The following is a 20,593-nucleotide window of genomic DNA, read 5'->3' on the forward strand; positions in this document are numbered from 1 at the left end:
AGTAGCGTTGACAACGTTGGCAAGAGTTCATTGCCACGTTGGAACTTTGCGGTCATATCCGCAGATCAGTCGATATACCAACCTTTGACAACGTTGGCTCGCTCTCCGTGACAGCCGCAGGCGGAAACGCTTCCAAGCGCGGTCACACGGCGTACAGATCAGCCCACCGCGACCGAATCCGGTCACCGCCACGACGGCAAGCACCCCGGGTCAGTCGTAGATGGCGTCCAGGAGGAGTTCGGCGTTGCGGTGTGGTTCGTTCAGGACGGCGCGGATCACGTGCCGGCGGTCCCAGCGGCCGGCGGACCAGGCGAGTGCCTTCGCCAGACCGTCGAAGGTCGCGGCATGCGGCGCGCCGTTCGCGTCCACCCACCACGAGACCTCGACGCCGTCAACAGTCAGTTCGTCGTGCTCCCACCACATCGACGGCACCTCGGGTACGAGCTCTCGCACCAGCTCCGGCACCTCGGCCGCCGTACCAGCACCATCAATCTTGCCCTCAGCAACTTCCTGCGCGAGCGGCACGTCGAACAGATCCCCAAGCCCATCCGCCGCCGCACCCGAGCCCACCACAAACCCGCCAAGGTCCTCACGCTGCACCCACATCGGCGCGTCCACGACGACCGCATCGTCCGTACCCGTCACCCGAGTGCGCCCGTCCAGGTCCAGCACCCGAACCTGCTCCGGCGCATCCCCCGGAAACAGCGCAAGCGTGCCAAGCCGATTCCACAGCCGAAGCATCGACGCCTCGTCAACGTCCCGCTCCGGATCAGCCAGCCGATCAAGCACCAGCCCGAGGCCGTCAGCGTCAAGATCACCGACCTCGCGGACCAACCCGACCGCGATCCGCACTTCCGGATCAAGCTCAGCTGTCCACTCCGGCGCCGGATCCAGGAAGGTCGCGAGCACCGGCTCAGCCTCCGGATCAGCCCGCCCCGCAAGCGGTTCGCCGTCCTCAAGCAGGACGTGCTCCCGAATCCACCAAGCCGCGTACGACGGCACGCCCAACGCGCGATCATCCGGCCCGACAACTCGTACCTGTTTGACCAGTGCCTCCCGAAGCTCGGGCGTTGAACCCAGCATCTGCAGCGCTTTCGGCCAGTTGTCGTCGGTGATCCAGTCCAGGTCCCGGATCGAGGGCAGTTCGCCGACGGTCACCCCGTACCGCGAACCATCCGGCGCGACGTCGTACGCCCAATCGTCAATGGCGTCGAGGTCCTGCAGAGCCTCGGGCAGCTGGTCGAGCGTCACGTCGGAGGCGGTGACGACGCCCAGGGTCGAGAGCACACCGACGGCCTCCAGCGCCGGCACCCCGTAGCGTTCCACCACCTCGCTCGCGACCGGCGCGACCTCGTCGGCGTCGAGCACGGCTTGTGCCTCGGAACCCTCCACTACCAAGGCATTCGCGGGTACAAGCTCACCGTCCGCGTCCCGGAGCACGAGGTCGGACAACCACCACAGACCGTCGGCCTGTGCCGGATCAGCGGCAACAAGACTGAGTACGGCGTGCGCGATCGCCTCTGGATCGTCGGCGTCCGCGGAATGTTCGACCGCCGTACGAACCGCACTGTCTTCGAGGAGCGATCGTGGTGTGGCAGGGATCGCACCGAGTCGTTCGAGGGCGGGATCGACCGCCTCGGGGTGGACGACGCGAACACCGTACGTGCCGAACGCGGCGAGAATCTCGACCGGGATCTCCGGACCCGGCAGGAGCAAACCGCGAGCGCCGCGTACGAGGCGGCCGTCGGCGAGCGGGACCGGGAGCGTACCGAGGGACTCGCGGAGAAGCGCATCGGTGACCATGTTCGTCAGCGAACCGTAGAGGGATCGCCACCAAGTTGGCGACTCCTCTCCCCCGAGCTGATCGACAATCTCTGCGAGCTCGATTCGCCTTGTTTTCAAGGCGTCCAGGGCTTGGCGATCTTCGCGGCGGTCGCGGATCAGTCCTTCGACAATTGGCGCGAGAATGGTGGAGAAGTTGTCGTCGGCACCTTCTACGACGACGGCATCCCGTGGGCGCAGGAGGTCGCCGTTGACCGCGCGGAGCAGCTCGGTTTCGGGGAGGCGGTGGAGGATCTCGTCGCGGAGCATGCGGTCGAGCGTGCCGGCGGCGAGGCCGGTGGGGATCAGGTGCAGCACGTTGTCACCGTCGGCGGCTCGCTGGCGGAGCAGTTCGGCGTACGCGGATGCTGCTTCGCGTACGAGCCGATCGGTTAAGGGGCCGTTGGCAACATGTCGACGAGTCGAGTCGAGGGGGAAAGTTGCCAGGAGCAACACTGGGAGGGACAGTGGTTCGTCGGTGGGGGTCGGTGCGTGGACGACGGTTGGGGTGGACTGTTCGGCATCTCGGGGTAGGGCCCAGACGACGGACCAGGTGGGGCGGGAGCGCTCTTCCGTGGGGCGGTCCGCGAGGAGTTGTTCGCGTTCGGCCGGGTCGAATACGCCGGCGGTGCGGTGGATCCACCAGCGGGATTCGGCGTTCTCGAGTACTCGGTTGGTGTCGTCGGTTTCGATCTCGATGCGCTCGAGACCGGGGAGGGCGAGCAGGAGCGCGTCGTCGGCCTCGGACAACAGGCGGCGTACGAGTGCGGCGGCTGCTTCGTCGCGGAGCGGGAGGATGACGGCGGTGTCGTAGCCGGTAGGCGGCTCACCCTCGGCCTCGAACGGCAGCCGCAACACCGGCACCTGCCCGTCTCGCCGCCGCACTTCCTCGTCAAGTCCCCCCGACCCCAACGCCCCAATCGCCGCCGCCGTATCCGCCTTCGAGAACCGAACACCCCCACCCCGAGACAACACCACCGGCTCATCACTCACGGCCAACACAGCCGAAAACCCAACCCCAAACCGCCCAACCGGCAGCACAGGACCACCCACACCACCCCCACCGGCCACCACACCCGCCCCGCCACCGGCACCACCATCCGCCGCGACACCAACGGCGCCACCCGCCTCACCACCACACTCCGTGGCACCAACCGCGACGCCGCCCGCACCACCACCCGCCGTGACACCAACGCCGGCGCCCGCCTCACCACCCGGCGTGACACCAACCGCGACGCCGGCCTCATCACCACCCGCCCTGACACCAACCGCGATGCCGTCCTCACTATCACCCGGCGTGACTCCAACGGCGACGCCGGCATCACCACCTGCCGTGGCACCAACCGCGACGCCGCCCGCACCACCATCCGGCGTGAGACCGACGGCGGCGGCGGCTTCGCGTGCTGTGGGGTGGAAGGGGGCGCGTTTGGCTGAGGCTCGTAAGGTCGCCAACGACTCGACGCCCTCGCGGTCCAGTGGGGCGCCGGTGTTTGCGACCACCAGGGTGTTGTTGCGGAATTCGTAGAGCACTCGACCCGGCGCACCAGCACGAGCCGCCGCGTCGGCAGCGTTCTGGGCGAGTTCGATCACCAAGCGGTCGACGTAGCCGCCCAGTGCGAGTTCCTCCTCCGCGTTCGCGTCTTCGCGGAAGCGGATGGGCGCCGCGGTCCAGCCGGCCAGTACCCGGTCCCGAATTGCCGCCGTACCGAACACGTCGGCCGTACCGAACACGTCGTCAGTCACCGGGGCAGTATGCCGTACCTCTTCGTCTATCGTGGTCCGGTGATCGCATCCGGCAGTCGGTACGTCGCACTCGGGAGTTCGTTCGCGGCCGGGCCGGGGATCAGTCCGATCGTGCATCCACCCGCCGGGCGCTCGGGCAGCAACTACGCGCACCTGGTCGCGGCCGAGCTCGGCCTGGAGCTGACCGATGTCACGTACTCAGGCGCCACCACCGCGCACGTACTGGACACCCCGCAGGACGACGCCCCACCCCAACTCGACGCCGTGACCCCCGACACTGCCCTGGTCACGATCACAGTCGGCGGCAACGACCTTGAGTACGTCGGCACCTTCCTCCGCGGCAGCTTCCTCAACACGATCGCCAAACCCGCCGTCCTCCTCGGCCGACGGGTCGCGAACCGGATTCGCGCGCGGGTCAGTTACTTGAAGGACGACGCGGCGTACCAAGCGGTCGCGGACTCACTCACCACGGTCGTCGAGCGAACCCAGGAGCGCGCACCGAACGCACGCATCCTCCTGGTCGACTACCTGACCCTCGTCGGACCGGCCACTCGCCCGCGCCTCGACGTACCGCTCAACGAAGAGCAACTCCCCAGCGTCGCGATGATGGCCGACGGCCTGGCCGACGCGTTCGCCAAGGCCGCGGCCGCGACCGGCGCCGACCTGATCGCCGCATCCACGGCCAGCAAGGACCACGCGATCGGCGCACCCGAACCGTGGACCACCGGCTTCACGATGCTCCCGCCAAACCTCGGCGGCTTCGTCCCGTACCACCCCAACGCCGCCGGCATGCACGCAGTCGCCAACCTGATCACGGAACGGGTACGCACGAGCTGACCGCACCGATCCGCCGGCGTACCGCGGAAGTCGCGTTCCTGATCAGCGGCAACGTGAAGAAAGTCAGCTGACCGCGACGACACCGGGCCGCTGCACAACCCGCGAGCTGTCGCGCGACCTGTCACCGCGTGGGCACCTCCGCGCACGGGCCGGGCAGCTGTACAACCCACAAATCTGCCGCGCGACCTGTCACCGCGTCGGCAGCTCGCGGACGCGGGGTGCCCACAGGCGCCGGACATTTCCGGCCACGCGGAGCTTCCGTTTCGGCCGCCGGCGGCCGGCTGGTTCGCTCAGGCCGTGCTTGTGCTTGCGGTTGTCGTTGGCGAAGTGGCTCAGCGACACCATCAGGTTCAGCGGTTCCATCGGTCCGCCCTCCGGGTTGATTGCTGCTTACACCCAGAAGTCGGACCAGATCAGCGGATCTTGACACGCCCTCGCTAAGAATCCGCCCCGGTCACCAGAACCAACCGCCGCAGCAGCTCATCAAGGCGGGTCCGCTCCGCAGCAGGCAGCTGATGAATCAGCTCCTCCTCAACTCGCAAGATGTCACCGATGCCGCGCTCCCACAGCTCGCTCCCGGCACGGGTCAGCGTCGCAACCACCTTCCGCCGGTCATCACGATCATGCGTACGCTCCACGTATCCGCGACGTTCAAGCGCATCCAGCCGATTCGTCATCGCCGCCGCCGACATCCCCAGCTGCCGCGCCAACGCACCCGGCGTCGCCGCGTACGGCCGGCCGCCCCGCCGCAGCATGTGCAGTGTCTTGAACTCCCACAACTGCAGCCCATACGTCGCAAGTACGGCCTCGCGGCGGCGCTCCAAGTACCGATTGAGCACCTGCAAGCGGACGGTGATGCCCTCCACGTCCCGATCCAACTCGGTCAGCTCACCCGCCCACAGCTCCACATGCGCATCCACGAAGTCCTTCACCCGAATAACCTTTCACCGACTGAAGGTTAATTGTCAAATATTTCGACCTCGAAATACATTGACCGACATGAGCACTCTCGCAGCCGCGTACGTCGTCAAAGCCGCGCACCAGCTGATGCTGGCCGGCCAATGGACCACCGCCATCAACCTCCTCACCGCCACCCACGCGGACGATCTCACCGAACACACGGCCCTCGCGCTGGCACTGGCCGAAGTCACCGTCGACTACGACTTCGGCCGGGACACGGACCACGTGTCAGCCGCACTAGCCGCCGTACCGGACAACTCATGGGACGTGAACCTGCTGAAGATCCGAAAGGACTACGCGACCGCGCTGTCCCAGTCAGGCGCGTACGACCTGCGCGACCGGCTGCTGACTCTCATCGACGAAGCACCCGACGACAACCGACGCGGCCGCGCCAACTTCTGGGCCGGCGCAATCGCCGACAACGTGTACGAGCAACCGGACCTGGCCTTCGAGCACTATGAGGTAGCACTGAAGCTGGCCGAGAAGTGCGATGACGACCTGCTGGCGGGACAAGCGCTCAGACATCTCGGCTATCACGCCCGCGCGGCCGGCGATCTCGTCCTGGCGCGCAACCAGTTGGAGCGATCGACCGAGCTCCTGCAGAAAGCCGGTCACCTGCGCCCCACACTCGCCCAGCAGAGCCTCCTCGCCGCCCTGCTCCGCGACGAAGGCGACACCGCCGGCTCACGCGCCCTCGCGACCGAAGTCAACCGCTGGGCCCGCCAGCTGGACGTGCCGTTCATCATCAACGAGACCGAACAACTCATGAACCAACCGGCAACCCGAACGCCGCCGGAACACCAGCACTGAACGCCACATGATCCGGTAGCCGACCCGGCACCACGAGACCCACCGACCGCAACAAACTGTTCACGTCCAGCAAGGTGACAGTCGCATTGTTCAGCGTCCAAGGCGGATGCTCATTCGGCAAATACCAGGTCCGCCCGCCGCGACGTACATGCAAACCCCACCGCGCCGTCAAGAACTCCTCCAGCGGCCCAACCTTCAACCGCTCCCCCACCTCGACACCAACCGCCGACTCAGCCTGAACCCCCGCCCACCGCAGCGTCGACGTGTACACGTGACGCCCGCCGTTCCGCTCATGCCCCATCCGCGCCCACCGGTACGGCAGCCCAAAGACCGTACGCGCAGCAGCCACCACCGCAAGCCGATCGGCATCCAGGCTCAAGAAGACAACACCCTGCCGCCCGGTCTCGTCGATCGAGTACAACCGGATGTTCGTCTCCAGAAACGTCCCGAAGTACGGCACCGCGGGACCGTACGGAAGCCCAGTCCCCACCATCCGGAACGGCACGAGACCGACGTACGTACGCCCCTCGAACGTGTCCGGCCGCGTACCAGCCGGGAAGAACCGCGCCACACTCGCCGGCTCGACCGCCCAGTGCAGGAAGGTCAAGTCGAGCCACTGTTGCCGCAGAATCCGCGGTCCCGCGAGAGGCATAACTCGAGCGTAGCGGTCAGTGCGTGTCCGCTACTGCTTCTAGGGTCGAGGTATGGAGTTTCGGGCAGAGGTACCACAGGAAGAGTTGGACGAGTTGCAGCGGCGGCTGGAGGCGGTCAGGTGGCCGGATCAGTTGCCGGGTGTCGAGTGGGCGTACGGCGTCGAGCTCGGCCGGCTGCGTGACCTGACGGAGTACTGGCGCACCACCTACGACTGGCGGCGCTTCGAAGCGCGGCTGAATCAGTATCCGCAACATGTAACCGAGATCGACAACCAGCGCGTGCACTACATCCGGACAGGCACAGGTACGCCGCTGTTGCTGCTGCACGGCTGGCCGGGCTCGGCGTCCGACTACCTCGACGTCATCGACGCGCTGGCCCAGGACTTCACGTTGGTCGTACCAACCATGCCCGGCTTCGGCTTCAGCGGCCCGACGAACGAAACCGGCTGGGGTACGGAGCGCATCGCCCGCGCGTGGATCACCTTGATGGAACAACTCGGGTACGAGCGGTACGGCGTGCACGGTTACGACTGGGGCGCCCGGATCGGACCCGCCTTGGCCCGCGTGGTACCCGACCGCGTCATCGGCCTGCACCTCGACGGCTACCTGGCCTTCCCGCAAGGCGAAGAACTCACCGAGGCCGAACAGCAGCGGCTCGGCGGCCTCGATCGCTGGCAGAAAGAACGGTCCGGGTACGCCGCGATCCAGAGCACCCGCCCGCAGACCCTCGCGTACGCGCTGACCGATTCACCGGTCGGGCAGCTGGCGTGGAACCTCGAGTGGTACGACGACTACGGCCACCGCACCGGTGCCATCAGCAACGACAACATCCTCGACAGCGTCACGCAGACGTGGCTGACCGGCACCGCCGGTTCATCCGGCCGGATCTACCGCGAAGCACTGTCATCGTGGGGCGCACCAACGCCATACAGCCGCGTCAAGACCGGCCTCGCCGTCTTCCCCACCGACAGCACGGTCCGCAAACTCGTCGAGCGCGAGTTCAATGTCGTGCACTTCACCGAGTTCGACCGCGGTGGGCACTTCGCCGCGCTGGAGGTCCCCAAGCTCGTCGCCGAGGACCTCCACGCGTTCTTCAGCAAGCTGTAGCTCCCTGCGAGCTACCGAACCCCGAGCAGATGCTCCATCGCCAACTGATCGAGCCGCTCGAACCCGAGACCTCGATCGGCCAGTGCCTCGCGGTCGTAGGACGCATTCCGAAGGTCGTCGAGCGACTCACCAGCGCCCAGCGTCGGTTCGTCCAGCTCGGCGACCTTCGCAGCGGCCAGCGCCTCCGCGACCTCGGGGTCGGCGCGGAACGCCTGCACCTTCGACCGCAGAATCAGGTAGTTCCGCATACACGCGCGTGCGGTCTCCCAGACACCGTCCTCGTCCTCGGTGCGCGGCGGCTTGTAGTCGAAGTGCACGTACCCGTCGTACCCCGGCCGGCCCGCCGACCCCTGCAGTACGTCGACCGTCCAGAACGCCTCGCGCAGGTTCCCGGCGCCGAACCGCAGGTCCTGGTCGAACCGCGGACCGTGCTGCCCGTTGAGGTCGATGTGGTACAGCTTCCCGTGCCACAGCGCCTGCGCGATGCCGTGCGCGTAGTTCAGCCCGGCCATCTGCTCGTGCCCGACCTCGGGGTTGATGCCGACCAGCTCCGGGTCGGCGAGGTCGTTGATGAACGCGATCGCGTGCCCGATCGACGGCAGCAGGATGTCACCGCGCGGCTCGTTCGGCTTCGGCTCGATCGCGAAGCGGATGTCGTACCCCTGCTCGCGTACGTACGCGCACAGGATGTCCATCGACTCCTTGTACCGATCCAGCGCCGCCCGCACGTCCTTCGACCCGCCGGACTCGGCCCCTTCACGACCACCCCAGAGCACGTACGTCGTCGCGCCCAGCTCAGCCGCCAGATCAACGTTGCGAAGCACCTTCGCCAACGCGTACCGGCGGACCTGGCGATCGTTCGCGGTCAGGCCGCCGTCCTTGAAGACCGGGTGGCTGAACAGGTTGGTGGTCATCATCTCGACGCCCATGCCGGTTTCGGCCAGCGCTTTGGTGAACCGCTCCAGGACCTGGCCGCGGGTGCTGTCGTCCGGCACCACGTCGTCGTCGTGGAAGGTGACCGCGGCGGCGCCGAGTTCGGCGAGCTTCTCGACCGCGTGGACCGGGTCCATCGCCGGGCGGACCGCCGTACCGAAGACGTCGACGCCCTGCCAGCCGACGGTCCACAGGCCGAAGGAGAACTTGTCGTCCTTGCTCGGGGTGTAGTCGTTCATTCCGCTATCTCCTGCCATTGACGGGATGCCGAGCTGGCCTCGACCGCGGCGAGGACGCGCTGCACCCGCAGCCCGTCGGCGAACGACGGCGCCGGGTCGGTACCGTCGGCGATCGCGGTGACCAGGTCGACGACCTGATGGGTGAACCCGTGCTCGTAGCCGAGCAGGTGGCCGGGCGGCCACCACGCGGCGACGTACGGGTGGTCGGCCTCGGTGGCGAGGATGCGGCGGAAACCCGCCGTCCGCGCGTCGTCGGCCGCGTCGTAGTAGTGCAGCAGGTTCATGTCCTCGAAGTCGAAGGCGAGACTGCCGAGGCTGCCGTTGATCTCGATCCTGATCGCGTTCTTCCGGCCGGTCGCGAACCGGGTCGCCTCGAACACCCCCAGCGCCCCCGACCGGAACGTCGCGAGGAACACCGCCGCGTCGTCGACCGTGACCGGCCCGCGCTCGGTACCGGCCGTACCGGCCAGCCCGGAATGTTCCGCCGCGACCGGACGCTCCTTGACGAACGTCTCCAGCCGCGCGCTCACCTCGCCGATCGTGTCGCCGGTGATGTACTGGGTCAGGTCGATGATGTGCGCGCCGATGTCACCGAGCGCGCCCGAACCGGCCTTCGTCTTGTCCAGCCGCCACGACAGCGGCGCCTCCGGATCGGCGATCCAGTCCTGCAGGTACTGGGCCCGGACGTGCCGGATGGTACCGAGCTTGCCCTCGGCAACGAGCTGCCGGGCGAGCCCGATCGCCGGCACCCGCCGGTACGTGAACCCGACCATCGACCTGATCCCACGCGCTGCCGCCGCCTCGGCCGCGGCCGTCATCGCCTCGGCTTCCGCGACCGTGTTGGCGAGCGGCTTCTCGCACAGTACGTGCTTGCCGGCCTCCAGCGCCGCGATCGCGATCTCCGCGTGGCTGTCCCCCGGCGTGCAGACGTCGACCAGCTGTACGTCGTCGCGGTCGAGCAGCTTGCGCCAGTCGGTCTCGATCTCCTTCCAGCCGAGCTTGGTCGCCGCCGCCTGTACCGCCTCGGCGTTCCGGCCGCAGAGCACGTTCAGCTGCGGGTCCAGCGGCAGGTCGAAGAACCGCGGCGCGCTCCGCCACGCCTGCGAATGGGCGGCACCCATGAAGGCGTAGCCGATCAAACCGATGCCCAGCTGTGTCATGCGTCTCCTAGGATCATTGCGCGACTCTGGTGGGGTCGAGGAAGACCTGGTCGAGTGAAATCTGCGCGCCGCCACGGACGGCGGCGGTGAAACCGAGCTCCGACTGGACGACCCGGCAGCCGCCTCCGTCCGGCGCGATGACGCGCTCGCGGATCGCCTGCTCCAGCGGGGCTTTCAGCCACGGACCGAGGACAGCGAAGTACCCGCCGAGAACGAGCACGTCCGGGTTCAGGATGTTCACCAGCACCGCGCCGCCGATCCCCAGCCAGTCGCCGACGTCCTGCAGCGCGGTCAAGGTGCGTACGTCGCCGGCTTCGGCGCGTCGGGTGATCTCAGCCAGCCGCTGCTCGACGTCCAGCGACGGATCCCGAGCCGGATCGTCGGCATCCGTTGCCTGATGCAACAGTGCGGTCAGGCCGACCACGGTCTCCCAGCAACCGGTCCGCCCGCAACCACAGGTCCGCCCGGCCGGAGCGACCGGCATATGGCCGACCTCCCCGCTGTACCCCTGACTGCCCCGGAGCAAGTGCCCTCCGGTGACGACACCACCACCAACACCGACCGCACCGGTCAGCAGTACGAGGTCGTGGACGTCTTCCTGCAACTCGGCGTACGCCGCCAACGCCGCAAGGTTCGCCTCGTTGTCGACGTGCACCGGGTACGGCGGATCACCCAGCCGGCGGCGCAGCTCGTCTGCGACCGGGAACTCGCTCCAGCCCAGGTTCGGCGCGAGTTTCAACTCGCCCGTCTCCCCTTGGACCAGCGCGGGCACCGCAAGCGTCACCCCTGCGACCTGCCCATTCACCGCGGCGACCGCCTGCTTGATCAGGTCCGTCAGCCGATCGAGGGTCGTACCAGGATCAAGGTTCGCCACATCAACCGGTACGCGCTGCTCGAACACCGCTGCACCGGACAAATCCAGCGCGATCACCGCGAGGTACTCGACGTTGATCTCGGCGCCGACGCCGCAGACGCCGGAACCGTCCAGTTCGACCAATTGACCCGGCCGGCCGAGCGTACGCGTCGAGTCGGGCGAGCCTTCCCGGAGCAGCCCACGCTCGACCAGTTCGGCGACAAGGCTGCTGACGGTCGCCTTGTTCAGCCCGGTGTCGTCCGCGATCCGCGCGCGGGACCGCGGTCCGAGGTCGCGGACATGGCGCAGTACGACCGAGAGATTGTTCCGCCGGAGCGAGACGTGATCAGCGGCAACGGCCCGGCTGCCAGGCCGGCGGCCATCGCTCAGCGTCATCCCGCAACCTCCCGCGCGACTTTGTCTGTTGATCCAACAAACTAAGTCGCGGGGCGGTCGGCGTCAAGGGTCAGAACAGCTCCATGCTGTCGGCCGCGGCGGTGATGACCGGGTTGTCGAAGTACAGCCGGCAAGCGACGGCGTGACCGGTACAGGTCAGCAAGGTCGGTCCCGCGGCGTCGACCACCCGGTACGCGACCGGGTGCTCGCAGCGCTCGACCGCTCCTTCGTTCGCGCGGCCGCAGCCGAGTACGTGACAGCTGACGGTTTCGCCGACGTTCATCAACGTCAGACCGTGCTCCGGGCAGACACCCCAGCCGACACCACACGCACGGCCCTCGGTCGCGGCCATCCGGACGAGCTTGCCCGCGGTCGCCTCGAGCCGGGACGCCGTCTCCCGGAACGTGGTCGCGGCCTGGTCGAGCTCGCGCCGGAACCGCTGCAGCTCCACCGACTCGGGCAGATTCCGCGTCGCGGCCTGCAGATCCTCGGCGAGCGTCAGCGCGGCAACGGCGACTTCGTCCACGCGCACCGGAGTGCTGAACTGGCGCAAGGGCATCCTGCTCTGTACCCGCGGGTGATCGCTGACTTCGTCACCCTGCGCGGTCAACCCGTTCATACTGCCCCGTCCCCTGGAGTACTTCCGGTGCATGATCGTGCCACGCGCCCGGTACCCGGGGCCAGAGGAAATACGTGGGCGTCACCCACGGTCGCCGAGTGGCAACAAGCTGTCGTTCCGGTCGAAAGGGTTGAGGTACGCGACGTACGCCGCTGAACTGAACCTGTCGACTGCCCTTCCGCCCCGGAGGACCGCCCATGTATCGCTCAGTCACGCTCGGTATCAGCGCCGCCTTGGCGCTCGGTGCGCTCGCCGTACCCGCCCAAGCCGACCAAACCGCCCAGGCCGACCAGGCCGACCAGGCCGACCAGGCCGACCGCACCATCAACTACCACGGCTACCAGGTGACCGTCCCCCGGACCTGGCAGGTCGTTGACCTCACCCAGGACCCGGCCGCCTGCGTCCGCTTCGACCGCCCCGCCGTGTACCTCGGCCGCCCCGCCGCGCAACAGAACTGCCCAGCGCACCTGGTCGGCCGAACCGAAGGCCTGATCATCGAACCGCTCGCAGGTTCCGCCCCACGTGCCGCCGCAGCCACCGCCGCCTCGACAGCACGTTCGGTCGACAACGAAATCCAGGTCGGCGTCGAAGAGGCCGGCGTACTCGTCACCGCTGTTCATGGTGCATCCGAAGAACCCGCCGTACGCTCCGTGCTCGCGACCGCCCGCGTCGTGCCCGGCGCGACACCGGCCAAGCTGATCCGCCCACGCGCCGCGTCGGCCGCCCCCGCGGCGTCGATCGTTGCCCCTGGCACCATGATCAACCAGCAGGCGTTCGACCAGTGCACAGCGCCGTCGCTCGGCGCGATGAACGCTTGGAAGGCCTCACCGTTCAAGGCCGTCGGCATCTACATCAGCGGCGCCTCCCGCTCGTGTACGCAGGCGAACCTGACCGCTTCGTGGGTCTCGTCGAACGCCGCGAACGGCTGGTCCTTCATGCCGATCGACGTCGGCTATCAAGCACCCTGCGGTACGAGGAACCCGAAGATGTCCTTGGACCTCGGCACCGCCCGGACCCAGGGCGCGGACTCCGCGTCAGTGTCGGTACAGGCCGCCCAGAACCTCGGTATCGGCGCTGGGTCGGCGATCTACTCGGACATCGAGGCGTACCCGACCGGCAACACCGCCTGCCGCGACGCGATCATGTCGTACATCAGCGGCTGGACCGAGCGGCTGCGGTCCCTCGGGTACCTCAGCGGCGTCTACAGCAGCGCCGGCTCCGGCGGGCGGGACCTGGCGAACTCGGCCGGCGACAGCCGGTGGCTGATGCCGGACCACCTGTGGTTCGCGTGGTGGAACAACGTCGCGAACACGGACGGTGGACAGTACATCCCCGCGAACCTGTGGACGAACCACCAGCGGCTGCACCAGTACAAGGGCGACCACAACGAGACCTGGGGTGGCGTCACGATCAACATCGACAGCAACTTCCTGGACGTCGCCGGCGCCGCTCCCCCGCCGCTGACCGACGGCGTGTACCGGATCAAGTCCGAGGCCGGCGGCTTCGACCTGGACGTCCGCGACTGCCAGTCCTTCAACGGCGCCGACGTCCGGATGTGGGATCGGATCCTGGACAGCCCCTGCCAGAAGTGGCACCTCGTCAACGTCACCGGGACGACCTTCAAGATCCTCGACGGCAACACGGGCAAGGCGCTCGACGTGATCGGCTGCTCGACCGCCGACGCCACCCAGGTCCAGCTCTACGACGACTGGGGCGGCGACTGCCAGACCTGGTCGATCGAACCGGTCGTGGGCGGCGCCTACAAGATCATCGGCACCGGCTCCGGCAAGTCGCTCGATGTCGCCGGCTGCAACCCGAACCGGGACGCGGACGTCATCATCTGGCCGTATCACGGCGGCTCCTGCCAGCGCTGGTACCTGACGGCAGTGTGAGCCGCAGGTAAATTTGCAGCTTTTGACATCCGGGCCGGGGAGCGAAGCGGACCAGACCTCTGTCATACTCCCGGCGAACAGTCAGTTCGCGACCCAATTTGGGGGGGTCCTGTGTCCTTCCGTCCTGCCCACCTGCTGCGCCTTGCCGTACCAGCCGCGCTGGTAGCCGGCGCACTGGTGACTTTGAGCGGTTCGTCCGGTACGGCGGCCCAGCCGCGCGCGTACCGGCCGTCGTTCCCGAGCCACCAGTCCGCGAAGCCGGAGTACGTGCCGAACTCGGTGATGGTCAAGTTCAAAGCCAAGGCGACCGCCTCTGCCCGGGCGGCAACGGTCGGCCGGCTGCGCGCCACCACCGAGGACCCGGTCTCGTCGCCGGTCGTGGAGCTCAAGAGCGACGTCCCGGCGCCGGAGCTGCTGAAGAAGGTGCAGGCCGACCCGTCGGTCGAGCTCGCCTCCCTCAACTACCTCCGCCGGGCCAGCGCGACCCCGAACGACCTCTACTACGCCAGCGACCAGCGGACGTCCTTCAACACGATCCGCCTCCCGCAGGCGTGGGACCTGTCCAAGTCCACGGGCAGCCAGATCGTCGCGGTGCTCGACACCGGTATCGACGCCGGCCACCCGGACCTCGTCGGGCACCTCGTCCCGGGCTACAACGCCGTCTCCAGCACCCGGCCGAACCCGGTCGACGACAACGGCCACGGCACCATGACGCTCGGCATCATCGCCGCCGCCGCGAACAACAGGATCGGCGTGGCCGGTGTCGGCTGGAACGTGAAGGCGATGCCGGTGAAGGTGCTGGACGCCGACGGCATCGGCAGGGACTCGGACATCGCCGAGGGCATCAACTGGGCGGTCGCGCACGGCGCCAAGGTGATCAACATGTCGCTCGGCGGCGCCGGGTACAACTCCGTCCTCGAGAACGCGGTCGCGAACGCGGTCGCCCGTGGCGTCGTCGTGGTTGCCGCGGCCGGCAACGAGGGCACCGACGTCGTGCAGTACCCGGCGGCGTTCTACGGCGTGATCGCGGTCGGCGCTACCAACCCCGGTGGCGTCAAGACGGACTTCAGCTCGTACGGCAACTGGGTCGACATCGCCGCGCCGGGCTGGGACATCCTCAGCACCGGATCGCGCGCGCTCACCCCGTCCGGGTACGAGCCGTACTGGTACTGCACCGGCACCTCCTGCTCCGCCCCGATCGTGGCGGGCGTCGCGGCGCTGGTGAAGAACAAGTGGCCGACGTTCACCCCGATCCAGGTGGAGACGCGGCTCAAGGTCCTCGCGCGGGACGCCGGCCCGCGGGGCACCGACCCGTACTACGGCGCCGGCATCCTGGACGCGTACGCGGCGCTCGGTGGCAAGACCACCACCGACTTCCCGATGAACGGACCGGACAACAACGACCAGCCCGAGCGGGCGATCTCGGTCAGCCCGGAGTCGAGCCCGCTGACGACCACGATGGGCGTCGAGGGCGACGTCGACTGGTTCGAGGTCACCTCGGAGGCCGCGCGGAACCTGAAGATCTCGGTGACCGGCGCCGACTACCAGCCGGTGTACGCGGTCAACATGGGACCGCGGGTCAGCGTGTACGACGGCAACCTGATCTCGCTCGGCCGCAAGACCCAGGCCTTCCCGGACATCGACCCGGTGACCAAGAAGCCGAAGTGGGGTCCGCAGACCGCGACGGTCAACGTCAGTGCCAAGGCCGGCTCGACGTTCATTGCCGTCAGCAACGACAACGGCTCGCGGGACACCCGCCCGTACTCGCTGAAGGTCACCGAAGAGGGCAACGGCGGCGTCGACAACGACCAGACGTACGACCTGATGGACGTGCAGCCGCAGGCCTTCTCGACCGTGTCGGACCTGACCACCAAGCCGACCGTACGGTTCGCGCGGGACGTCACCGCCGGCACTGTCACGGCCAGCACGGTCCGGCTGGTCAACGGCCGGAGCGGTGCTGCTGTCGGCGCTGCCGTCGCCTACAACGCGACCACGCGGACCGCGACGATTTCGCCGACCGTGCCGCTGGCGGAGAACACGCCGTACCGGATCCAGATCGCCGACGGCATCACGCAGACCGCCGACGGGAGCCGGGTCGCGCAGAGCACCAGCACCTTCGCGACCGCGGATCTCGCTCCGGCCAAGCTGACCACGTTCGACGCGAGCGGTGCGTATCTGGCGGCGAACCTGACCTGGAAGATCCCGGCGATCAGCGACCTCGACCAGGTCATCGTCCGGCGGAACGCGAACAGCAAAGTGCCGACGTTGACCACCGGGACACTCGTGTACTCGGGGACCGCATCGGCCTTCAAGAACACCGGCCTGGCGCAGGGCGTCACGTACACGTACGCCGCCTGGGTCAAGGACCGCGGCGGGAAGGTCAGCGCGGTCTCGACCAGCCAGCTGCTCGGTATGAAGACCACGCTCAGCCCGACGGCGTCCGTGCTCAACTACGGCGGGACCGTCACGCTGCGCGGAAGCACAGTGCGGATCGACAACAAGGCGTACGCCGGACTGCCGACCAACCTGTACGTGCGGCCGAAGAACTCGTCCACGTTCAAACTGCTCGCCGCGCTGAAGACGTCGTCGACCGGGGCGGTCAGCTACGCGTACAAGCCGGCCGCGTCGTCGGTGTTCATGATGACGTTCCCCGGCAACACCGACCTGATGGGCACCCGGACCCCGGACATCACCGTCCAGGTCGCGCCGACAATGTCCGCCACGCTCGCACCGACGGCGATCAAACTCGGCAAGACCACCGCGATCAGCGGGTACGTGGCGCCGGCGCACGCCGGACAGAGCGTTTACCTGCAGCAGTACGGCAGCAAGGTGTGGAAGTCGATCGCGTCGGTCAAGCTCAGCTCGTCCGGCAAGTACGCCTTCGGCATCAAGCCCGCCATCCGCGGACCGATCGCCTACCGCGTCTGGTTCCCGGGCGACGCCGACCACGCGCAGGCCTTCACAGCGAACAAGATCGTCACCGTCAGCTGACGCGATCCCACTTCCCCAGGGAGCAGAACAGATGAAACCGAACCGGCGCCACGTCCTGATGGCGGCCACCGCGGCCGCCGTGGCGACCGTCGCCACCAGCGAGGCGGGCACGGCCCAGACCGCCGCGGCCGCCGACCCGTACGGCTCGGGTGCGCTCGGGGACTGGACAGTCCTCAGCCACTCGGTCGCGACGGAGGCGACCATCACGTACGTCCGGGACAACGACGGCGTCTACATGTTCGGTGACAGCATCTCGGTACAGGACGGCAAGGCGCTCGCATCCCAACTGATCGCCCGCACCGGCAAGACCATCGCCGTACACAACTGGTCCGGCCGCCCCACCGCACCCGCCGTCGACGCGCTACAGAACTGGGCAGTCCGGTACGGCATGCCGCGCCGGATCCTGATGGCGACCGGTTCGAACGACATCTTCAACCCGCCCGTCTTCGCCGCCCAGGTGGACCGCACGATGCGGATCGTCGGCAGCCGGCGGGAGGTCGTTTGGGTCAACGTCCAGTGCGCCCGGACCGCCAAGGCGGCGGCGGTCCAGCTGGCGGACCAGCGGAACAGTGCGTGGATCAACTCACAGCTGTTGGACGCGGAGAAGAAGTACTCCAACCTGACCGTCGTCCGCTGGGCGGAGTCGCTCGCCGCGGCTCCGTCCCACCTGACGACGTACCTCCGCGAGGGCGTCCACACCTCAGTCCCCGCCGGCCAAACCGCCCGCAACAACCTCATCCTCAAAGCCCTTATGTCGGTCTAGAAACCCACCCGAGGCGTTGGGGTTACTGTCCTTCGGAGAAGACGGTCTTGGCCGCTTGGATCGCGGACATCGCTTTGGGCCAGCCGGCGTAGAAGGCGAGGTGGATGATCGCCTCTTTGAGCTCGGCTTCGGTGAGCCCGTTCTGCCGGGCGAGACGCAGGTGGTTGGGCAGCTGTTCGAAGCTGCTCGAGGTGAGCAGGCTGGCGACTGTGATGAGGCTGCGGTCACGCGGCGAGAGTTCGGTGCGTTCCCAGACGTCGCCGAACAGCACGTCGTCGGTAAGCTCGACGAGCTTGGGCGCGAAGTCGCCGATAGCTCGTTGGGCGGGTGTGGATTCAGCCATGGTGGATTCCTCCGGTTCAGGCGTCGAAGTCGGTGCTGCGGCTGAGGTCTTCCCACGCGTCCGCATCGGCGCGCAGGGCGTCGAGTGCGGCGCGGAAGCCATCGGAGGTGTCGTTGCCGAGCAGCAGCAGGTACGGCGGGTTGCCGGACTCGACGGCCTCGATGAGCGCGGTAGCGGCCTTGGCCGGGTCGCCGGGCTGCTTGCCGTGGCCGGTGTCGTGCTCCTTGCGGCGCTTGCCCGCGGTGTCAGCGTAGTCGGCGATCGGTACGGCGGACTGGGTCAACGACCGTCCGGCGAAGTCGGTGCGGAAGCCGCCGGGCTCGACGACCAATGCGGTGATGCCGAGTGGCGCGACCTCTTTGCGCAGCGACAAGGTGAGAGCTTCGATCGCTGCTTTGACGGCGGAGTAGTAGCCGGAGCCCTCGGGGCAGATCCGTGCGCCGATCGAGGACAGGTTCACGATGGTGCCGCGGCGGCGGGTGCGCATACCGGGCAGGACGGCCTTGATGGTGCGGACGGCACCGAAGACGTGGGTGTCGAAGAGTTGCCGGACAGCGTCGTCCTCGCCTTCCTCGACGGCTGCACGGTAGCCGTAGCCGGCGTTGTTGACGAGGACGTCGACGGCGCCGAACCGGTCCTCGGCCGCACTGACAGCTGCAGTGACTTGTGGATCGTCGGTGACGTCGAGCGGGAGAGCCAGGGCAGTGTCGGGGTACTTGTCGGCCAGGTCCCGCACTTTCGCGACGTCACGGGCGGTGACGACGGCGTTGTGCCCGCGATCGAGGACAGCCTCCGCGAAAGCGCGGCCGAGGCCGGTGGAGCAGCCGGTGATGAACCAGGTGGTCATGGAGTGCCTTTCGATTCAGTGTTCGCAGCTGGTCAGGGCAGCCCGATGCGTTGCAACCAGTCGGTGACCTGGGCCCGGGCTTGCTGGGCTTGCTCGCCGCGGACGGCCAGGCCTTCGCCGAGGGTGGCGCCGGCGCAGGTGCGGGCGTAGTCGCGTTCGGTCGTGCCCAGCCCGGACATGGCGTACGTGGTGAAGGGGTGAACGGTCTTGCCGGTGAAGTCGAGCTTTTCGGTGAAGGTCGACATGATCATCGGCGCGCGCACGTTCCAGATCGGGCTGCCCAGCAGTACGACGTCGTACTGATCGATGCGTGGAAGCGGTTTGGCGATCGCCGGGCGGACGTCGGTTTCCTGCTCGCGGACGTTGCGGGCGACAGTCTCGTCGTACCTGTCCGAGTAGGGGTCCGCGGCCTCGATCCGGTAGACGTCGCACGCGACGACGTCCGCGATCAGGTTCGCGACAACCTCGGTGTTACCGACCTTCAGCCAGGTACGGCCGCCATTGTCGTAGTTCTCGCCGGGCCACGAGAAGTACGCGACCAGAACCTTCGCCTCGCTGGTCTTTGCGGGCGCGGTCGACGGTTGCACCGTTGGGGATCCTCCTCGGCCCGTGCTCGGGCTCTCGGCGCCGGGTTCTGTTCCTTGGCTGCAGCCGCCGAGTGCTGCTGCGACGAAGGTGCCGGTGACGCCTGCGAGGGCGAGGCGGAGCAGTTGCCGGCGCGGCAGGTCGCTGGAGTTGCTTGGCTGTCGATGCATCGGGGCGTCAGTCGATCCTGAGGCCACCGAGGGAGATGACCATGGCGGGATCGCGGTGGTCGAAGAACTGGCTGTCGCCGGTGTCGAGGGCCGCGATCTGCTTGAGCTCGTCGTCGGTCAGCGTGAAGCCGAAGATGTCGAGGTTCTGGGCCATCCGGTCCGGGCGGACGGACTTGGGGATGACGACGACGTCGCGCTGGACGAGCCAGCGGAGCACGACCTGGGCGACCGACTTGCCGTGGGCCTCGCCGATCGCGGGGAGGACGGGGTTGGTGAACAGGTTGTTGCGACCCTCGGCGAACGGACCCCACGACTCGATCTGGACACCGCGCTCGCGCATCAGTTCCTGGTCGGCGACCCGCTGGTGGAACGGGTGAGTCTCGATCTGGTTGACCGCCGGCGTGATCTCGTTGTGCTCGATCAGGTCGACGAGCCGGTCGGGATAGAAGTTCGAGACCCCGATCGCCCGGGCCCTGCCCTCGGAGTAGATCTGCTGCAGGGCGCGCCACTCGCTGTAGTAGTCACCGAGCGGCTGGTGGATCAGGTACAGGTCGAGCTGGTCCAGGCCGAGCCGGCGCAGCGAGGCGTCGAACGCGCGCAACGTGTCGTCCTCCACACTGCCGGTCGGTGCGTGCTGGATCCACAACTTCGTGGTGACGAACAGCTCGTCGCGGGCGATGCCGCTCGCGGCGATTGCGGCGCCGACGGCTTCCTCGTTGCCGTACGAAGCGGCGGTGTCGAGGTGGCGGCATCCGGCCTCGATGGCGGCTTCGACGGCGGCCTGGGTCTGGTCGTCGGGGATCTGGAAGACGCCGAATCCGAGGATCGGCATCTCGACACCGCTGTTCAACGTGACGGTCTGCATGGCTGT

At 67.8% G+C, this 20,593-nt stretch carries 18 protein-coding genes; 6 read left to right on the top strand and 12 right to left on the bottom strand.

The annotated features are described in order from the left end of the window. Positions 1 to 210: 210 nt before the first annotated feature. Positions 211 to 3,564 carry a hypothetical protein gene (locus ABD260_RS31715; RefSeq protein WP_344239540.1) on the bottom strand — a complete coding sequence of 1,118 codons (3,354 nt, stop codon included), beginning with the start codon at positions 3,562 to 3,564 and terminating at the stop codon, positions 211 to 213. Between the two features lie 39 nt (positions 3,565 to 3,603). Here ABD260_RS31715 and ABD260_RS31720 point away from each other — a divergent pair, with 39 nt between their 5' ends. Beyond that, positions 3,604 to 4,401, top strand: coding sequence for an SGNH/GDSL hydrolase family protein (locus tag ABD260_RS31720; protein WP_344239542.1), 798 nt, complete (start codon positions 3,604 to 3,606; stop codon positions 4,399 to 4,401). A 189-nt stretch (positions 4,402 to 4,590) separates the two neighbouring features. Here the strand turns inward: ABD260_RS31720 and ABD260_RS31725 are convergent, their stop codons facing one another. Together ABD260_RS31725 and ABD260_RS31730 are read right to left on the bottom strand one after the other, a co-directional pair. Further along, positions 4,591 to 4,764 (bottom strand): hypothetical protein, encoded by a 174-nt coding sequence (locus ABD260_RS31725; protein WP_344239544.1) that lies wholly within the window; start codon positions 4,762 to 4,764, stop codon positions 4,591 to 4,593. Between the two features lie 74 nt (positions 4,765 to 4,838). After that, entirely contained in the window at positions 4,839 to 5,333 is a 495-nt protein-coding gene (locus ABD260_RS31730) for a MarR family winged helix-turn-helix transcriptional regulator (protein WP_344239546.1), read from the bottom strand. 67 nt (positions 5,334 to 5,400) lie between these two features. On the opposite strand from ABD260_RS31730, the gene ABD260_RS31735 reads away from it, so the two are divergent. Further along, positions 5,401 to 6,171, top strand: coding sequence for a hypothetical protein (locus ABD260_RS31735; RefSeq protein ID WP_344239548.1), 771 nt, complete (start codon positions 5,401 to 5,403; stop codon positions 6,169 to 6,171). Here ABD260_RS31735 and ABD260_RS31740 read toward each other — a convergent pair. Further along, complete coding sequence (locus ABD260_RS31740) at positions 6,125 to 6,823, bottom strand: YqjF family protein (protein ID WP_344239550.1); 699 nt, start codon at positions 6,821 to 6,823, stop codon at positions 6,125 to 6,127. The two genes, ABD260_RS31735 and ABD260_RS31740, sit on opposite strands and share 47 nt — an antisense overlap. A 52-nt stretch (positions 6,824 to 6,875) precedes the next feature. Here ABD260_RS31740 and ABD260_RS31745 point away from each other — a divergent pair, with 52 nt between their 5' ends. Then, positions 6,876 to 7,931 (top strand): epoxide hydrolase family protein, encoded by a 1,056-nt coding sequence (locus tag ABD260_RS31745; RefSeq protein WP_344239552.1) that lies wholly within the window; start codon positions 6,876 to 6,878, stop codon positions 7,929 to 7,931. A gap of 11 nt (positions 7,932 to 7,942) precedes the next feature. Here the strand turns inward: ABD260_RS31745 and xylA are convergent, their stop codons facing one another. The 4 genes from xylA to ABD260_RS31765 all read right to left on the bottom strand — a co-directional run bounded on the left by xylA (position 7,943) and on the right by ABD260_RS31765 (position 12,131). Continuing rightward, a complete protein-coding gene (gene xylA, locus ABD260_RS31750; protein ID WP_344239554.1) occupies positions 7,943 to 9,103 on the bottom strand; it encodes a xylose isomerase in 1,161 nt (386 codons plus the stop codon). Further along, positions 9,100 to 10,263, bottom strand: coding sequence for a Gfo/Idh/MocA family protein (locus tag ABD260_RS31755; protein WP_344239555.1), 1,164 nt, complete (start codon positions 10,261 to 10,263; stop codon positions 9,100 to 9,102). The genes xylA and ABD260_RS31755 overlap by 4 nt, the downstream gene beginning before the upstream one ends. Positions 10,264 to 10,276: 13 nt before the next feature. After that, positions 10,277 to 11,512, bottom strand: a complete 1,236-nt coding sequence (locus ABD260_RS31760; protein ID WP_344239557.1) for an ROK family transcriptional regulator — start codon at positions 11,510 to 11,512, stop codon at positions 10,277 to 10,279. 70 nt (positions 11,513 to 11,582) lie between these two features. Continuing rightward, complete coding sequence (locus tag ABD260_RS31765) at positions 11,583 to 12,131, bottom strand: hypothetical protein (protein ID WP_344239559.1); 549 nt, start codon at positions 12,129 to 12,131, stop codon at positions 11,583 to 11,585. Positions 12,132 to 12,328: 197 nt separating this feature from the next. Between ABD260_RS31765 and ABD260_RS31770 the strand changes: the two genes are divergently transcribed. The 3 genes from ABD260_RS31770 to ABD260_RS31780 all read left to right on the top strand — a co-directional run bounded on the left by ABD260_RS31770 (position 12,329) and on the right by ABD260_RS31780 (position 17,777). Beyond that, entirely contained in the window at positions 12,329 to 14,023 is a 1,695-nt protein-coding gene (locus ABD260_RS31770; RefSeq protein ID WP_344239561.1) for a glycoside hydrolase domain-containing protein, read from the top strand. A gap of 111 nt (positions 14,024 to 14,134) precedes the next feature. Further along, a complete protein-coding gene (locus ABD260_RS31775) occupies positions 14,135 to 17,014 on the top strand; it encodes a S8 family serine peptidase (protein WP_344239563.1) in 2,880 nt (959 codons plus the stop codon). A gap of 31 nt (positions 17,015 to 17,045) precedes the next feature. Beyond that, positions 17,046 to 17,777 carry an SGNH/GDSL hydrolase family protein gene (locus ABD260_RS31780; protein WP_344239565.1) on the top strand — a complete coding sequence of 244 codons (732 nt, stop codon included), beginning with the start codon at positions 17,046 to 17,048 and terminating at the stop codon, positions 17,775 to 17,777. A gap of 22 nt (positions 17,778 to 17,799) precedes the next feature. Here the strand turns inward: ABD260_RS31780 and ABD260_RS31785 are convergent, their stop codons facing one another. The 4 genes from ABD260_RS31785 to ABD260_RS31800 all read right to left on the bottom strand — a co-directional run bounded on the left by ABD260_RS31785 (position 17,800) and on the right by ABD260_RS31800 (position 20,587). Further along, the gene (locus ABD260_RS31785; RefSeq protein WP_344239567.1) at positions 17,800 to 18,120 is read right to left on the bottom strand and encodes a carboxymuconolactone decarboxylase family protein; all 321 of its coding nucleotides are present in this window, start codon (positions 18,118 to 18,120) and stop codon (positions 17,800 to 17,802) included. A gap of 16 nt (positions 18,121 to 18,136) precedes the next feature. Further along, positions 18,137 to 18,967: an oxidoreductase gene (locus ABD260_RS31790; protein ID WP_344239568.1), complete on the bottom strand. Its 831-nt coding sequence runs from the start codon at positions 18,965 to 18,967 to the stop codon at positions 18,137 to 18,139. Positions 18,968 to 18,999: 32 nt separating this feature from the next. Then, positions 19,000 to 19,554: a flavodoxin gene (locus ABD260_RS31795; RefSeq protein WP_344239569.1), complete on the bottom strand. Its 555-nt coding sequence runs from the start codon at positions 19,552 to 19,554 to the stop codon at positions 19,000 to 19,002. 175 nt (positions 19,555 to 19,729) lie between these two features. Beyond that, on the bottom strand, positions 19,730 to 20,587 hold the full coding sequence (locus ABD260_RS31800) for an aldo/keto reductase (protein WP_344239570.1): 858 nt from the start codon (positions 20,585 to 20,587) through the stop codon (positions 19,730 to 19,732). Positions 20,588 to 20,593: the final 6 nt, after the last annotated feature.

The sequence above is a fragment of the Kribbella hippodromi genome (genome assembly GCF_039531045.1).
In the GTDB taxonomy this organism is placed as follows: Bacteria; Actinomycetota; Actinomycetes; order Propionibacteriales; family Kribbellaceae; genus Kribbella; species Kribbella hippodromi.

Coding starts and splice junctions, on each gene's coding strand:
- ABD260_RS31725 (WP_344239544.1), bottom strand. CDS start 4,764: ATGGAACCGCTGAACCTGATGGTGTCGCTGAGCCACTTCGCCAACGAC.
- ABD260_RS31735 (WP_344239548.1), top strand. CDS start 5,401: ATGAGCACTCTCGCAGCCGCGTACGTCGTCAAAGCCGCGCACCAGCTG.
- ABD260_RS31740 (WP_344239550.1), bottom strand. CDS start 6,823: ATGCCTCTCGCGGGACCGCGGATTCTGCGGCAACAGTGGCTCGACTTG.
- ABD260_RS31745 (WP_344239552.1), top strand. CDS start 6,876: ATGGAGTTTCGGGCAGAGGTACCACAGGAAGAGTTGGACGAGTTGCAG.
- xylA (WP_344239554.1), bottom strand. CDS start 9,103: ATGAACGACTACACCCCGAGCAAGGACGACAAGTTCTCCTTCGGCCTG.
- ABD260_RS31755 (WP_344239555.1), bottom strand. CDS start 10,263: ATGACACAGCTGGGCATCGGTTTGATCGGCTACGCCTTCATGGGTGCC.
- ABD260_RS31760 (WP_344239557.1), bottom strand. CDS start 11,512: ATGACGCTGAGCGATGGCCGCCGGCCTGGCAGCCGGGCCGTTGCCGCT.
- ABD260_RS31765 (WP_344239559.1), bottom strand. CDS start 12,131: ATGAACGGGTTGACCGCGCAGGGTGACGAAGTCAGCGATCACCCGCGG.
- ABD260_RS31770 (WP_344239561.1), top strand. CDS start 12,329: ATGTATCGCTCAGTCACGCTCGGTATCAGCGCCGCCTTGGCGCTCGGT.
- ABD260_RS31780 (WP_344239565.1), top strand. CDS start 17,046: ATGAAACCGAACCGGCGCCACGTCCTGATGGCGGCCACCGCGGCCGCC.
- ABD260_RS31785 (WP_344239567.1), bottom strand. CDS start 18,120: ATGGCTGAATCCACACCCGCCCAACGAGCTATCGGCGACTTCGCGCCC.
- ABD260_RS31790 (WP_344239568.1), bottom strand. CDS start 18,967: ATGACCACCTGGTTCATCACCGGCTGCTCCACCGGCCTCGGCCGCGCT.
- ABD260_RS31800 (WP_344239570.1), bottom strand. CDS start 20,587: ATGCAGACCGTCACGTTGAACAGCGGTGTCGAGATGCCGATCCTCGGA.